10 protein-coding genes and 4 pseudogenes are annotated in these 16,329 nt (G+C 45.3%); 8 read left to right on the plus strand and 6 right to left on the minus strand.

Annotated features, from left to right (window positions below):
* Positions 1–198: 198 nt before the first annotated feature.
* The 3 genes from CHA6605_RS14685 to CHA6605_RS14695 all read right to left on the minus strand — a co-directional run bounded on the left by CHA6605_RS14685 (position 199) and on the right by CHA6605_RS14695 (position 4,475).
* The gene (locus CHA6605_RS14685) at positions 199–2,127 is read right to left on the minus strand and encodes a DICT sensory domain-containing protein (RefSeq protein WP_015160225.1); all 1,929 of its coding nucleotides are present in this window, start codon (positions 2,125–2,127) and stop codon (positions 199–201) included.
* Positions 2,128–2,300: 173 nt separating this feature from the next.
* Complete coding sequence (locus tag CHA6605_RS14690; RefSeq protein WP_157259995.1) at positions 2,301–2,444, minus strand: hypothetical protein; 144 nt, start codon at positions 2,442–2,444, stop codon at positions 2,301–2,303.
* Positions 2,445–2,468: 24 nt separating this feature from the next.
* Complete coding sequence (locus CHA6605_RS14695; RefSeq protein ID WP_015160226.1) at positions 2,469–4,475, minus strand: TonB-dependent receptor plug domain-containing protein; 2,007 nt, start codon at positions 4,473–4,475, stop codon at positions 2,469–2,471.
* A gap of 167 nt (positions 4,476–4,642) precedes the next feature.
* Between CHA6605_RS14695 and CHA6605_RS14700 the strand changes: the two genes are divergently transcribed.
* The 6 genes and pseudogenes from CHA6605_RS14700 to CHA6605_RS14725 all read left to right on the plus strand — a co-directional run.
* Complete coding sequence (locus CHA6605_RS14700; protein WP_015160227.1) at positions 4,643–5,062, plus strand: BlaI/MecI/CopY family transcriptional regulator; 420 nt, start codon at positions 4,643–4,645, stop codon at positions 5,060–5,062.
* Entirely contained in the window at positions 5,062–5,946 is an 885-nt protein-coding gene (locus tag CHA6605_RS14705) for a M56 family metallopeptidase (protein WP_015160228.1), read from the plus strand. The genes CHA6605_RS14700 and CHA6605_RS14705 overlap by 1 nt, the downstream gene beginning before the upstream one ends.
* A gap of 129 nt (positions 5,947–6,075) precedes the next feature.
* Complete coding sequence (locus CHA6605_RS36230) at positions 6,076–6,207, plus strand: hypothetical protein (protein ID WP_269744488.1); 132 nt, start codon at positions 6,076–6,078, stop codon at positions 6,205–6,207.
* 383 nt (positions 6,208–6,590) lie between these two features.
* A pseudogene (locus CHA6605_RS35795) lies at positions 6,591–7,310 on the plus strand (proline dehydrogenase family protein).
* Between the two features lie 210 nt (positions 7,311–7,520).
* A pseudogene (locus CHA6605_RS32970) lies at positions 7,521–9,109 on the plus strand (IS5 family transposase).
* Positions 9,110–9,114: 5 nt separating this feature from the next.
* Positions 9,115–9,333 (plus strand): annotated as a pseudogene (locus CHA6605_RS14725) (transposase); the annotation flags it as partial.
* A gap of 8 nt (positions 9,334–9,341) precedes the next feature.
* Here CHA6605_RS14725 and CHA6605_RS14730 read toward each other — a convergent pair.
* Positions 9,342–10,508: a CIA30 family protein gene (locus CHA6605_RS14730; RefSeq protein WP_015160229.1), complete on the minus strand. Its 1,167-nt coding sequence runs from the start codon at positions 10,506–10,508 to the stop codon at positions 9,342–9,344.
* A 155-nt stretch (positions 10,509–10,663) separates the two neighbouring features.
* Here CHA6605_RS14730 and CHA6605_RS14735 point away from each other — a divergent pair, with 155 nt between their 5' ends.
* Together CHA6605_RS14735 and CHA6605_RS31670 are read left to right on the plus strand one after the other, a co-directional pair.
* Positions 10,664–11,434 (plus strand): ion transporter, encoded by a 771-nt coding sequence (locus tag CHA6605_RS14735; protein ID WP_015160230.1) that lies wholly within the window; start codon positions 10,664–10,666, stop codon positions 11,432–11,434.
* 756 nt (positions 11,435–12,190) lie between these two features.
* Positions 12,191–13,382 (plus strand): annotated as a pseudogene (locus tag CHA6605_RS31670) (transposase).
* 111 nt (positions 13,383–13,493) lie between these two features.
* Here the strand turns inward: CHA6605_RS31670 and purB are convergent.
* Positions 13,494–14,789, minus strand: coding sequence for an adenylosuccinate lyase (gene purB, locus CHA6605_RS14750; RefSeq protein WP_015160232.1), 1,296 nt, complete (start codon positions 14,787–14,789; stop codon positions 13,494–13,496).
* A gap of 282 nt (positions 14,790–15,071) precedes the next feature.
* Positions 15,072–16,259: an ABC transporter permease gene (locus CHA6605_RS14755; protein WP_015160234.1), complete on the minus strand. Its 1,188-nt coding sequence runs from the start codon at positions 16,257–16,259 to the stop codon at positions 15,072–15,074.
* Between the last annotated feature and the right edge of the window lie 70 nt (positions 16,260–16,329).

Below are 16,329 nucleotides of genomic sequence, written 5' to 3' on the forward strand. Positions count from 1 at the left end.
TCTTTAGAAAGTCTCGATTTGGCTCATGTTCGACATCGAAGAACTGGTAAAAGCGTAGATCTAAAGGGTGTCCACGAGGGGCACCCCTACAGATAGATCGTGTAGGGGTGCCCCTCGTGGGTACCCTCTAGATCTACACTAAGCACTAGCATATTTAAATTGATGCAAGATGTGTGTCTTCCCATCCCCGCGATCGAGTTAAATCGATGGCACGGTAAAGTGAAACCGACTGCCACAATCTTTGCCCGCAGACTCCGCCCAAATTTCGCCGCCCCAGCCGTTGACGATTTGGCGACAGATGGCCAATCCTAAACCCGTCCCACCCGCAGTCCGCCGCAAGGAACCTTCCGCTTGGTAAAACCGCTCGAAGACCATCTGGAGTAGTTCTGGGGCAATGCCGCGTCCGGTATCGGCAACAATGACTTCTAGCATCGATTCAGTTTTGGCGGCTTCGATCGCGATCCGATCTTTGCCTGTAGTAAACTTACATGCATTATCTAGCAATTTTGTCAATACTTCGACCAACCATTCGCCATCGGCGCGGACGAAGGGTAGGTTGGGCGGCAGATTGACGACAATCTTGGGTAAATCTCGATTGTAGCGACGGGTATTAAGACCGCTGAGGGCTAAATCGATGCATTCTTCGAGCGATAGCGGCTCTGGATGCCATTGAATCCGACCGCTTTCGAGCTGCGAGAGGGTCAAAAAGTCCTGCACGAGCTTACGCATCCGTTCGGCATCGCCCAAGGCGGTATTGAGCATCACTTGCCGCATTTCGAGCGACATATCTGGCTCGGTGGCGAGACTCTCTAGACAGACTTGAATGGTAGAAAGTGGCGTTCGCAGTTCGTGTCCGGTAATGGCAACTAAATTGGCGCGGGTGCGATCGAGTGCTTCGAGTTGTTGGTTGAGATATTCGAGATTGGTGTAGGATTCGGCTTGAATCAGCGTGCTGCCAATTTGGGTAGCGATCGCTTCTACTAAGTTAATCGTATCGTCCGACCAGGGTAAGGACGATGGTTCGTGTTGGTGTAATTCGATCGCGCCCAAGAGTCGATCTTGATGGAGTACTGGTACGATTAACCAATCGTTAATGCCCTGTCTGTCGAGTGTGCGCTGCCAGGTTTTGGTGATGCTAACTTCGGCTAGCGATATCGATTCGTGAGTGGTAACGACTTCTTTGAAGATGGGATTGTCGGCGAGATTCCAAGATTTGCCGACTAAAGAGGTAATACTTGAATTGGCCAAATATTCATGAGCGATCGTCACAGCTCGATCGTCTTTACGATATTGATAAATCAGACAGCGACTGACTCCAGTTGCTTTACCGATCTCTTGTCCAGCTACTTGGAGAATATCTGCCGAGTTGAGCGATCGCCGAATTGCCCCGGTAATTGTATTAACTAGGCGTTCGCGTTCTTCTTTTTCTTCGATCGAACGGTATGCTTTAAGGAGTTTGTATTGTCGAGCTTGCAGATATGTCACCAATCGCTGTACGAAGGCGTCTGCACTGGCCGAATGGTCTTGGGGGATAGTGGGGACGGCGACTAGATATTCCTGCTTCGCCTGGGCGATTTTAGCGGCCAGATCGGGACGATAGCCTTTGATGCGATCGAGTAAAATATGTGCGGCGGCGATCGTCACTTGGCGATCGAATGTCCAGATCCCTTCAAATCTGCGGGATGCGTCGATTTCTGGTAGAACGGGAATCTCTGACGGTGGGACAATTTTTTCGCGACAGATCAGGCACGCCGAGGACTGGGCACCAATGGCGACTAGATGCCATTCGGAAGCCAGCGCGTCGGTACTGGTGAATGGGACTAGGTCGTATTCGTTCACCCGATCGCTAAATTCAGTATCTGGCGCAGCCAGCACGTAAACTTGGTCGCTGATTTCGCCCAAACGACGATAGCGATGTGCCTCTTGGCGATAAAACTTTTCTTGCTGAAAACTAGCAATTAGTAACGGTCGATCCGTTCCGGCTAGCACCCGATCTTCCATAGCGTGCGATAACGCAGTGAGGGAAGATTTAAAATACAAATGCGATCTCAGTTGGGGCATCTGCCTCAGTAATTCACTTAAAACCGATTGTTGTTGGCATAGCCTTTCCTCTGGAAAATCGCTCACTATGATCCTTCTCCTAGAGCTGCGGTAGTGTGGGGCAGAGATCGCCATTGTCAAGCACACTGCTTGCACTCAAGACAATGAGATCTGGGGTTTATCGATTTCTATATTACAGAAAAAAGAAGGCAAATAGTGACTGGATCGGGTTTTCGCGGCGATAGCTTCATTATTATTTACTATCTAGCCGCTTGACAATTGTGACAAATGTCGTAATTAAATTGTAGGTTAGCCGCATTTGGTGGCGATCGCCAATCTGACACCTGAAATTTGGCGCACTCAGTAATGTTAGGAGTACGATCGGGATCGCTGGAGCAACGCATCTGCGGGTGGATACACCAAATAATTTAGAAATTAGCCGCAACGCCCACCCGATAAGTTCTACCCGGACTGTAGATCCGATTCACTTTCTCATATTGGACATCGGCGAGATTCTCTACATACAGATTGACGCCGACATTCTCGCCCACAGGGATCCGCGCACTCAGATCCAGATTGAAAAAGGACGACACGAAATTGGTGCTAATTTGACCGGGATTATTAAAGAAAGCACGGCGCGTCCCAGCATTATAGTTGGCGAGCAGATTAACTTCCCAGCCGCGATTGGCATAACCGACTCCCAATTGAGCGACAGAATACGGTACTAGCGACAGTTGCAAACCTCGCTCTATTCCTGACTGAATTTTGGCATCGGTGTAGGTATAATTGGCAAATGCCGACCATTGGGGCGTTATTTGTTGTTTGAAGCCAATTTCCAAACCATTGGTGCTTACCTGTCCGATATTCGTCCACTGCGTGACAGTCGGACTGATGGCTTGAGTGGCAATGCGATCGTTTAAATTACTACCAAAGTAGGTAATTGTAGCTGTCGAGGTAGGGCTAAATGCCAGATCGACTCCCGCCGTCCAAGTTGCTCCCGTTTCTGGTTTGAGATTGGGATTGGGAAACCAGCCGTGGACGGTATCGTAGAGGTAGAGTTGGTCGAGTCCGGGGTTGCGTTGTGCGCCAGCGACAGAGGCACGCAAGGCGAGATTGGGGGTAATTTCCCAACGGGAGCCAAGACTGGGATTGAGATAGTTACCAAACTGGGTGTTAAAATTTTGTCGTAAGCCAATATCGATCGCCGTGCGCTCGTTAACTTTCCAGGTATTGACGGCAAATAAAGCGGTATTGACGACGTTGCGATTTTCAGTCTCGTTAAAGGCAATCCGGTTGGGAACCGTGCTAATCGTCGTGCCATTGAGTTGACGATTTTGGATTTCACCACCCCACCGCAGCGTATTTGTGGCCGAAGTCTTCCAGTTATGATCTATTCTCCCCGTTACGTCTTGGCTATCGAGCGTACCCCTGCGGCTATTGGCTCCACTAGGGCCGAAGGTATCAAAATAATCTTGGTTAAAACTCAGAGTAGTATTAAGAATCGAGCTACGATCGCTGCTGAGTTGAGATCGCCAATTAAGTCCGACGTTTAGAGCATCATGATTTAACCTGTCGCGTTGAAAGGGAAATCCAAAATAAACCAAACCCCGCCGACTAGTAATTTTAATTGCATCGAAATCTAGACGATTGCGATCGTCGATCGTGGCAGAAATCTTACCAGAGTAACTGGTAAGATCGGTATCGGCATTGGTGAGATTTCCCGTGACTGGATCGCGGTTGGCAGCTCCAACGGGGACGCGATAATTATTATCGATCCGATATTTTTCGACGCCGATGCGGTAGTTTAATCGATCGCTGCCACCTGTATAACTAGCACGATAATCTTGACGACCGTAAGATCCTAATTCCGCCGATATATTAGTTTGCGGGGTACCTTGATAAGTTTTGGTAATGATATTGACAACACCGCCAAAGGTTTCCGATCCGTAGAGAATATTACTGGCACCACTAGACAATTCGATCCGCTCGATTGCATCGACGGGAATGCTATTGAGATCTGTCGCGCCATGATAAGTATTGATATTATTGCCAATCGGACGACCGTTGAGCAGAATGATAAATTGATTTATCGATGCGCCGCGATAATAAGTTCCGGTGTGAATATCGGCTCCATAACCAGCATTATTAATCGCAAAGCCTGGTAAATTATTTAAAGTATCGGCAACATTTTTTGCACCCTGTCGTTCGATTTGTTGGCGATCGATCGTGTAAACTGGCGTCGATTTTGGTAGCTCGATCCGGCGTTCTCCCGTAACATCGATCGTCAGTTCGGGTTCGGCAGAATTATTGGGATTATCGATCGGAGCTGCATGTGTGTAGCGACTAAACAGAATTAAGTTATTACCGAGAATTAGCAACACCACAGTCAATAGTTCACTGGCGATTCGGCTACTGCGGCTATTCAAGATCTTCATATCCTCGTTTTGAAAGATTTAGTAACGTCAAGATTTATTGCGGAAATAAATAGGTAGTTCCTCCATTGATTGTGAATGGGGACGATCGATGGTGTCAAAAGACAAGCCGTCAAACATCAGGGGCTAATTCTTGCGCTAGTCTAAGGAAAAGCTCGTCCGTAAATTGCATGGTTTCTCTGCCTAAATATCGACCCAAACAGCTCTCGCTGGGGCCATTAGAGACTGAAATTCTCAAAATTATCTGGGAACTGGGTAAAGTAACCGTCAAAGATGTCCACGATCGCATCCTCAGCGACCCCGATCGCGAATTAGCGTATGCTTCAGTGACAACGGTACTCAACCGCCTGACTCAAAAAGGTTGGTTACAATGCGATCGTCAAGAACGTAGCTTTATTTGGCAACCCTTAGTTTCTGAAGCTCAGGCACAAGCAATTCAAGCCTACGAAAAGTTGCAGCAATTTTTAGCAGTTGGCAATCCCGATGTCGTTGCTGCTTTTGCCGATAGTCTCGATCGATCCAGCATCGATCGGATTGAAGCGATTTCGCAACGGCTGCAAGCGATCCGCAAAGAGAAGGAGGAACGATAATGCACCTAATTGTCATGGCGGCGATTTTGGCAATCGCTTGGGGACTGCGTTACACTTGGACGCCGACAGAGCCGACTGTGTGGCTCAATGCGCCACACAGTCGACTGCACCAATACTGGGAACGTACTTTAACGGTATTTTTGTTACCGCCACTACTGCTATTTACCAGTGCGATCGCCATTATTTGGATGGGGCCGCACGGACGGATGGTTTGGGTGGGTAATGATTGGTTTAGTTACGCTCTGGCAATCGCATTTTTGGGAGTTGCCGCAGTTTATTGGTGCCAGTTGGCTGGCTCTGGCTGGCAACTGCTCAAACAGGTGCGGACTTATCCGATCGTTACATTGAACGATACGCAGGTGCGGCTCCTGGATTTGTCCGCGCCCTATATTGCCCAAATTGGCTTCTGGAAGCCAGAATTAGTCGTCACCACAGCTTTAATCGATACATTAAGTTCGGAGCATTTAGAGGCCGTTTTAGCCCACGAACAGGCGCATTATCTCTATCGCGATACCTGGTATTTTTTCTGGCTGGGATGGGTGCGCCAAATTACCAATTGGCTGCCCCAAACTGAAGCTATCTGGCAAGAACTATTAATGTTACGCGAAATTCGTGCCGATCGGTGGGCATCTACCCAAACCGATCCCCTGTTAGTTGCCGAAGCCCTGCTGTCGATCGTCCAAAGTACGCCCGTATTCGCCGATAATATCTGTGCGGCGTTTAGCCAGCTTGCCCCCATCGATCGACTAGATCGACGCATTGAAGCACTATTAACCTGCTTGGAACCTCTAGCCGAAGATCGTTCACTCTACTCGAATTGGCGATCGTGGGCATGGTGTTCGATCGCATTTTTACCATTTGTGGCGGTGCCTTTTCATAATTAATTTTCGATTAGTCCCTTTACCCCATCCTTTGAGGAGCTTCAGGAACTGCCCAGCCATTCCCTTGAAGAGGAAAGGAAGCTAGAGCATCCCCTTTATAGAACTCATTTGAGATCTTTCGATCGATTCTCGATGCGTCGCTCCTTGATTATGCCAGACAAGACAAACCCACCCACACTGCGCCGCTTTTCGCGTTGGGAAACCCGACGGGCGCAAGCCGCGACTTTAGGCTACGCCCAGACCAAGGGGAGATCCCGATCGTAAATATACTCAAAGTTATTACAAACAATGTCGAAGTCGATTTCCTACGGAACGCTACGCGAACGACTATCTTCTAGTGTGTTTAGACTGAATTAATTCAGCCTAAACACCCCATTTTGGGGCATTATGTGGAAAGCGGCTCAAATCGCGCTGAGGCTTCCTCAGCCTGCATTTGAGACAAGACATTTGTCCATCTAACTACCCAAAATGGGGGTATTAGACTGAATGTGTCAGCCTAAATAATAGTTGTGCGGCTTAAGTTGTTGGTCGGGCGGTAGCTTAGAGATTAGTCGTAAGTCAGCAAGATCAAGTTGTCTTAGGCGATTGGTTCTGTCCTGAATTTCCGCTTGTTCCCCTAAACTTATAAAAAGAGTTTGGAGCGCAAAATGAGTTTTGAATTTGAAGCTGCGGAGATATTAAAGCAAGTCGCGTTGGACGAGGAGATCAAAGGCTTCGTGCTTCAGCACCCATCGCTCTATCAACCTCTCCTTCATGCTGCTTTGCGTTTTATTGGGGGTGAAACACTGTCAGACTGCGTAGAAACGGCAAAATTGCTGAATCAGCAAGGATTTTCTGTCACGATCGACTATATGGGCGAAAGCACTCGCGACGCTGAAATGGCACAGCAAGCTACACAAGAATTTCTGTGTGTGATTCAGGCGATCGCCGAACAGAACCTGGACTCGTCTGTATCTTTAGACTTGTCTTACATTGGCATGGTAATTGATACTGAGTTAGGGTACAAAAACGCTTGTATTTTGGCTGAATCAGCCCAGAGTGCAGGACTGGAAATGACGATCGGCATGGAAGGAACGGATCGCACGAACTCGATTTTGGAGATTCATTAACGGCTGTGTGAAACGTTTGACAATGTTGGAATTACCCTGCAAGCATATCTTCATCGCACACCTGACGATCTTGAAAGTGTGTTGCAGCGCCCAGGAAAGATTCGATTAGTCAAAGGAGCCTATGCGACTCCTGATGGTCTAGCTAAACCTCGTGGTGCAGAACTCGATCGGTCTTACCGCCAGTTGATGGAAAAATTATTAATGAGTGGACATTTGTGTTCGATCGCAACCCACGATCCTGCTTTACTCCATCTGTGACAAGTTAAGGTTTTCGATCGAATGTCAACACCCATATATAGCGTGGCTGTTGGTTCGGTCTCACTATATATCAAAAAACTCGATTGATAGTGCTAATGTATTCGATCTCTGAATATCTGATGTAACGGTCGATCGAAGGATCGCCAAACGTGCTTGACAATTGCGATCGCGCCTTAACTTGTCACGAATGAGTCCAAGGTGTTAATACTCATGTACCGACAAGTTGACAACGACCCAAAACCAGCAGAAAACTTCAAGTTGGGAAACACAATAGCGTTAGCAGCAAATAATCGGTGGGTAATCATGGCAAATCTAATTCCTTGGACAGAATTTGAAGGAGAATATGCAAAAAACTTTCTGACAGAAATGGGGGCACCAGCCAAACCATTCAGGATGGCACTAGGGGCACTAATAATCAAAGAAAAATTGGGAACAAGCGACAGAGAAACGGTAGAACAGATTAGAGAAAATCCGTACTTGCAGTACTTTATCGGGTTAGAAGAATATCAAGATGAAGCACCATTCGACGCATCAATGCTAGTACACTTCCGGCAAAGAATAGGTAGGTCACTAATCAACCAAATCAACGGCAAGATCGTCGCCGAGAATCGAACACAAGAGAGGGAGGAACAGGGCGAAAAAAAGTCTACAAAGGATTCGGAAAACGTAATCAAGGAAAAAAAGGAATAGAGGAAAACTGATAGTTGATGCATCTTGTGCGCCAGCCGATGTAAAATATCCGACAGATTTAGATCTGTTAGCAACAGCAAGAGTAGAAAGTGAAAAAATTATCGATATCCTAGACCGAGAAAATCGCCCAAAGGGGAAAAGGAAATCGAGAACCCATCGCCAAATAGCAAGAAAAGAATACTTAAAAGTAGCCAAACAGAGACGACCGACAAACAAAAGTCGGCGCAAAGCCATCAAGAAACAACTTCAATACCTCAAGCGAAATCTGGCTCACATCGAGCGGTTGCTAGATGCAAGTCGCTCGATACCCCTGAAAAGAAAGCAGCACAGACAACTGTTAATTATCAGAGAAGTATACAGACAACAACTAGAGATGTATGAAAAAAACATTCACAGAATCGATGACAGAATAGTAAGCATTCATCAACCACATATTCGTCCGATCGTTAGAGGAAAAGCTGGAAAACCTGTAGAATTTGGAGCAAAGATATCTGCCAGTTGTCAAGATGGATATGTATTTTTAGATCGAATAAGTTGGGACAACTATAACGAATCTAACGATCTAATCGATCGAGTTGAATCATTTAAAGGGGCTAATGCTTGTTATCCCGAATCAGTTCACGCTGACAAAATCTATCGCACCAGAGCCAACCGAGCGTGGTGTAAGGAAAGAGGAATTAGACTGAGTGGGTCTACCCAAGGGTAGACCCAGAAAGGGAATTGACACTGAGAGTAAAAAGCAGGCTCAATCTGATGAAAGAATTCGCAACCAAATTGAGGGGAAATTTGGTGTAGCTAAACGCAGATTTAGTCTCGACCGTGTGATGACAAAGCTGTCTGACACTTCAGAGACTGCGATTGCTATTATCTTCTTGGTTATGAATCTTTCCCATCTGCTTCGGCAGATAATTGAGCATTTTTTTGTGTCTTTAATTTTTGACTGTTTTCAATTGTCAATTTATCCCATCTACCGATTAGAAATCTTGCTTGTATCTCCTTTGAGCTTAACTAAAAATTATCATTGGCGATCGTCGCTAGACGACGCGCTTCGAGTGAGCGTGCTTCGAGATTCGCTCACTCGATCGTATGACTTATTCAGCAAGCCCTAATTAAGCTCATGGACAAGATCTTACTCCGAAAACGCGCCATTATCGAATCGGTCAATGACCAACTCAAAAATATTTGTCAAATTGAGCATTCCCGTCATCGTAGTCGGTTTAACTTTCTGGTTAACTTGATTTCTGGCTTGATTGCTTATTCTTACCACCCTAAAAAGCCTTGTTTGGATTTGGAATGTAAGGGTCTTGATGCACTACCCCCAGCCATTTTCTAACATCGAACTCACGTTAATACTTGTCCGACTGCTTCTGATTGAGAAATCGATTTCACGGCGATCGCTGCTACCATTAGTGCATCCAGATTTACCGCTCGAACGATCGAATATGGTAAATTAGTTGTCCGAAGTTTGGCAACCAAATCGTCGGTACTCGTAGTAGAATCGATGACGACTAATTGGGGCATAGTGTCACCACCATAGGCCGCGATCGATTCGATTTCTAGTGAGAATAAACCAGGCGTGAATCGCGGGTTTAATGCTCGATCGTATTCAAACTTACTGAGCATTAATTGAAAAGAACAAATTTGAGTGGTATCGAGCGGTGCATTCGGAACTGTCTTGGCGCGGAAGATCGGTACTAAGCCTTTAAATGGTACTTGAATTGTCATCCATTCATTTGCGATCGTATCGAAAGAATGAGCATAACCCACTCCATCCCATTTCTCCTCAGTCCGCAAGAAGATCTTATATCTTTGGCCGTCACCTTTTACTTTTAATTCGATTCCTTGATAGTTACTTAAATTGAGACTCGGATCTAAATTACGCGTCCGCACCGATGCAAAGCCACCAGAATTATCAGTCGAAACATTACCACTAAACACGGCAACACCCGCCCTCATCCCAATCCCACTCTCGCTAACACCACCCATGACCACATCATCCACAGCTCCCCATGTCGCTTGCAGATCGATCGTCGGGTGCGTAAAATCAAAAAGTTCTAAGCGATTATTGGTGGGTAAATAAGTATTTACCGCCGCAGTCAAATTGTCTAAAGCTACTGTAGATAAAGTTTCTTCCGCATCCAAACACACAATAATCGCTCGCACCCCTTGCATGACTCGATCGGTGAGGCTACTATTGCTAAGTGATGTATTATTATCAGGAGCGACCATTACATATTCCACGCCCGCAGGTATGCTAAATGGTGCCAAGCTCAGATCCGCAATCGCCGCTCTGACTGTGTAGCCGCTCTTAACCAACTGCTGAACCAATACTTGTCCGATGTCAGTCATCGCACCTACCACCAAGATTTTACCCACAGCTTTCCCTCCATTAGTGGTAGATTTACGATTAGATCCGCCTGTCAACCAGCGTTGTAGATCGCTGACAACCGGAATTGCTTCAAAATAGCTAACGGTATTTAAAAATCTGCCTGCATCCCATTTAGCCATAATTATACAAAGATTGGGTAATGGTTATTTGCACTCATCTCTAGTGTTCTGTGCGCGACTACTGCATTTATTATAACGAGTTTATCCTTACCAGTTACCTCAGTTTCGATCGACTATCAACCGATTTAATATTCTCTGCATCCTGAAAATTAGCTATGATTTTTGCTGACAAAATCTCGCTTTACTTAGAAGATATCGAACATCCGATCGGTAAAGCGGTCAATTTAGCGATCGCGGGTTTAGTAGTCGTCTCTACAGGTATTTTCATTGCAGAAACCTATCCGCTCTCATCAGAGCTACGTTCGATCTTTGAAAGAATAGATTCGATCGTTCTCTACATTTTCACTATCGAGTATCTACTGCGTTTTATCACTGCACAAGATAAATTAAAATACTTATTTAGCTTTTATTCTCTTATCGACTTGATTGCGATTCTACCAATGTTAACTGGTATCACTGATGTCAGTTTTATCCGAATTTTGCGCTGGTTTCGGATTTTACGACTGCTACGATTTATCGAAGGTAAAACCCTCTTAGGAAATCTCGATCGCGAGGATAGTTCGATTGTCACTCGAATTTTATTTACGATCTTCTCGATTATTTTTATTTATTCTGGCTTGATTTATCAAGTCGAGCATCCCGTCAATCCCAAGTTCGATACTTTTTTCGATGCCGTTTATTTTGCCGTCGTCACCATGACAACGGTCGGATTTGGCGACATCACGCCTATTTCTAATGCTGGCAAATTCATGACAGTATTAATGATTTTATCTGGTATTGCTCTGATTCCTTGGCAATTAGGGGATCTGATTAAACAAGTTGCTAAAAGCGCAAACAAAGTAAATGCTGCTTGCCCTAATTGCCAATTATCTAGTCACGATCTTGACGCCAATTTTTGCAAACGCTGCGGTACAAAGTTGCATTAAGAGCATAAAATTATGTCTGAGATTGATGTTATCTATCTTTCAATGTAAATAATTTTATTGCATATCAAAGATGCAAATTAGCCTGTAATTCCTTCTCTAATACTACGACTTGGCAAGTTACCAAGAAAGAATATTCCGATCAACCTATTTTCGTGGTGCATCCGATCGCTCGATCGCGATTTAAGGTAGCTGAAAGGCATGATTTGCCGAGATAATTATTTTCTCTGTTCGTAACTTGCCAAGTGCTGTCTAATACTGTTTTCATTGACTGCATTGATGAATTTTTTCTAAAGTTATATCTAAATTTTCTAAATAACTAATATTTGAATTTCCACGAGTTGTACTATTTTCAGATAACGCCATCATCGAGGAGATGTTATCTCCCCGATCTTATCCGAACAGTTATCTCTAGGACGAGACGGCAGAAATGAAGCTACCATTTCTTGCCCAATCTCCCCGCTGTCTTGTCTTGACGCACACAACCGGGAGGTTTCCTCCCGGTCGTTGGCGGAGCCTTCCCGAAGGGAGCTGCGTCGCTGTCTCGCATAATCCGGGAGGAAACCTCCCGGCTGCGAGCCGCTCCCCGCCAAAATAGTAACTAGATTTACGCCGTAGACTACTCTAGATAGGGGGTGCTGATAAAAGCCAAAACCCAGCCACAGAGGGAGATATAAGCTGTGAAAAGTTACTCTAGTTCAATGAAATCGACTAAAATCAACTAAAATTAGTGAGAACATCGACACACCCGTACAGGCAATGTATAAAAAAGTTGAGCAACTTGAAGCTGAATTAGAAAACTTTGAACTGCCATTTGGGGGAAAATTAGCAGAAGATAATCGATGGGTAATGATGGCAAAATTAATTCCCTGGGCGGAAGTAGAAGAGGAATATGCGAAAAAATTCACGATAGAAATAGGAGCACCAGCGAAATCAAGTAGGATGGCATTAGGAGCATTAATAATCAAAGAAAAATTAGGGATAAGTGATAGAGAAACGGTAGAGCAAATTAGGGAGAACCCATACTTACAGTACTTTATCGGGCTGAGAAGTTATAGAAATGAGGCACCATTTGAAGCCTCGATGCTAGGACATTTTCGCCAAAGACTAGAAACAGATTTAGTAAATAAAATTAACATCAAAATGTGTGAGGAAGCTAGAGAGGAAGTAGAAACAGAAAAAAAGTTGTCGAGAGCGGAAAGAAGGAAGAGAGTATAAATCGAGGAAGATTAATATTAGACGCAACATGTGCGCCAGCAGATATTAGATACCCAACGGACTTAGGATTATTAAATCAAGCAAGAAAGTACAAAATGCTGTTAGTCGTAGCTACAGTGTATCAACAACAGTTATCGATGTATGAAAATAATCAACAGCGTGTTGATGATAGAATAGTTAGTCTAACGCAACCACATATTCGCCCAATTGTGAGAGGAAAGGCTGGAACGCCAGTTGAATTTGGAGCAAAGTTATCAGTTAGCTATCATAATGGATACGTGTTTATCGACAGGTTGAGCTGGGATAATTTTCATGAATCTGGTGATTTGAAATCACAAACAGAAGAGTTTAAGCTAGCCACAGGAAATTATCCAGAATCTATCCATGTTGACCAAATATATCGCACTAACGAAAATCGAGCTTGGTGTAAAGAAAAGGAATTAGAATTACAGGTATACCGTTAGGAAGAAAACCAAAAGTTGTTGACAAAGAGAAAAAGAAACAAGCACAGTTAGATGAGCGGTTTCGCAGCCGAATTGAAGGTAAATTCGGAGAAGCTAAGCGCAGATTTAGTCTTGGTCGAGTGATGACTAAACTTTCTGAGACTTCTCAGACAGCTATTGCAATCACTTTTCTAGTGATGAATCTTTCGACACTGCTCCGGCAGTTTTTTGCCTTTTTTTGTATTTATTCGAGAATCAACGCTGTTTTTGTAATATTTGAGTTCGGATGATTAATAAAATTTATGATTGATTCTAATCGTATCCTAATTGCTGATAGATTAAATTAGATCGATCGTTAATCGATCTAATTAAATGCTATTTATCAACTTTTTCAGCAAGCCCTAGATACTCAAACGTTGATAAATCTCGTCGAGGTGCTTGAGATGCTGGGTGGGGTCGAAACAATGCTCGATTTCTGCTGGTGTCAGATGCTCGGTGACGCGAGGATCGCTAGAGACAACCTTGCGGAAGTCGCCATCGGGGGTATTCCAGACTGACATGGCATTGGATTGGACGATCTCGTATGCTTCTTCCCGATTCAATCCTTTACCAACTAGAGCCAGTAATACCGACTGACTGAAGACGACCCCACCATAGCAGTTGAGGTTCCGCGCCATATTTTCGGGGTAAATCAACAGATTTTTGATCAGGTTGGTGGTTTCAACCAACATGAAGTGCGCGATAATGCAGGAATCGGGCATACAGACGCGTTCGACCGAGCTATGAGAAATATCTCGTTCGTGCCACAGAGCCACGTTCTCCAGGGCAGCGATCGCGTTTCCACGCAAGATTCGTGCCATTCCCGTCAGGCGTTCGGAACGAATTGGGTTGCGCTTGTGGGGCATTGCAGAGGAGCCTTTTTGACCCTTGGAGAAGAATTCTTCGACTTCCAAAACGTCGGTGCGTTGCAGGTTGCGAATTTCGACGGCAAACCGTTCGATGCTGGCACCGATCAGGGCTAAAACTTGTGCGAATTCAGCATGAATGTCGCGAGAAATTACTTGAGTAGAAGCTGTGTCTGGCGTCAATCCTAGCTTCTGACACGCGATCGCCTCTGCACGCGGTTCGATATTGGCATAGGTACCAACAGCACCAGAAATTTTACCAACAGCAATCGTCTGGCGGACTCGTACCAATCGATCTCGATTCCGCAGCATTTCAGCCAGCCAGCCAGCTAATTTAAAGCCAAAGGTAATCGGTTCGGCATGAATCCCATGGGAACGGCCTATCATTACAGTATTGCGATGTTTTTGGGCTTGATAGCGAATCGCTTGAATCGTATCTTCCAATCGAGTCAAGAGAATATCGGTACTCGCTACCATTTGCAGCGCGAGAGCGGTATCGAGTACATCTGAGCTAGTCATCCCTAAATGGATATATCGTCCCGCCGCGCCAACATGTTCGTTGACGTTAGTAAGAAATGCAATCACATCATGACGGACTTCAGCTTCAATTTCTAAGATGCGATCGACATCGAACTTTGCTTTAGCCTTAATTTCATCAACAGCTTCCTGTGGAATATGTCCTAGTTCGGCTTGGGCTTCACAGACGGCAATTTCGACTTGCAGCCAGGTTTGAAATTTATAAGCATCTGTCCAAATTTCACCCATTTCGGGCAGAGTATAGCGTTCGATCACTTGTCCGTCACTTGAATTCAACCCACTTAGTATAGCGTTCGATGTGGGGGGTGCGATCGAAATTTGGACTTGTAGCTAGGTTTGAAATTTGTCATCATCTGTCCAAATTTCACCCATTTCGGGCAGAGTATAGGGTTCGTTAATGGTGATGGGCTGCTCTGTCCGCCCTTTTTCCATCGATCGACTCTCCCTCGACATAGCGCGGCTTTTTTACTGCCTCCTTTAATAGAGTAGTGCCGATACTCAGCCTTCTGCCCGATCGACCATTCAGGTTTTTAAAAATCAGGTGGAAGAACGTTGTAAATTGCGCGGATCGAGGGCATCGCGTAAACCGTCGCCCAGAAGATTGAATGCTAGTACAGTCAGGATAATTAATACTGCTGGCGGCCAAATTAACCAGGGTTGGAAGATCAGAATTGAAGTATTAGTCGCGATCGAAAGTAGATTGCCCCATGAAGGATCGGGGGGTTGAATCCCCAATCCGATCAGGCTCAATACCGACTCAGAAACGATGAAACTCGGAATCGCTAAAGTTGCCGAAATAATTAAATAAGTAGCCGTTTGTGGCAGCACATGGCGGACGATAATATAAAACGGTTTCGCACCCATTGCGCGTGCGGCTTGGACGAATTCTCGCTCTTTGATCGATAATACTTGACCACGAATTACCCGTGCCAATCCCGCCCAACTGATGAATGATGTAATTGCGACGATTAGTAAAAAACGTTGAGAACTACTGACTCGATCGGGTAATACTGAAGCTAGAGCCACTAATAAATATAGACTCGGTAGAGTCATCAGTACCTCAGCTACGCGCATGATTACAGCATCGATCCAGCCGCCAAAATAGCCCGCAATCCCACCTAAAATCATGCCGATGGGGAAAGAGATTAATACGCCAATCAGACCGATAAACAGGCTAATTCTACCGCCATAGACGAGCCGACTGAATTGATCTCGCCCCTGTTCGTCAGTGCCGAAGAGATTGATTTTGCCCGCACCTGTGGTACCAAATAAATGCCAATCGCAGGGAATACCAGAAAAGATCGTAAATTCCTGAGCGTCAGCTTTAGTCTTGACAACTGCGGCATTACCCTTATTTTTCTTACTCATCGCCGGATCGAATTTCGGCAGCAATGGGATACTAACTTGAAACAACTTATAGCTAGAACCGCGCACCAACAAGCTAATCGGCGATGGTTTTGTCGTATCTACCTTAAGCAATCGATCTCCTGTATTTAGATCGGTTTTTCCCTGAGTAGTGGGGTACACATGCGCCCCAATCCACTTACCCTCTGGATCTGTCCAATGAATGGCAGTTGGTGGCAACAGGGAGCCATCATCTTGCGAAACATAAGGATCGTATGGCGCGACAAACTCGGCGGCAATGACCATTAGATACATCAACACTAGCGCGATCGCACCTATTCTAGCCAATCCATTCCGTTTTAACTGTTCCCACCAATTCATTGAAAACCTCCAGAAAATTCAACCTATACGATCGATCTGTCGGGGCACCCTCATCAATGAGGGGTCAGCA

The sequence above is a fragment of the Chamaesiphon minutus PCC 6605 genome (genome assembly GCF_000317145.1).
In the GTDB taxonomy this organism is placed as follows: Bacteria; Cyanobacteriota; Cyanobacteriia; order Cyanobacteriales; family Chamaesiphonaceae; genus Chamaesiphon; species Chamaesiphon minutus.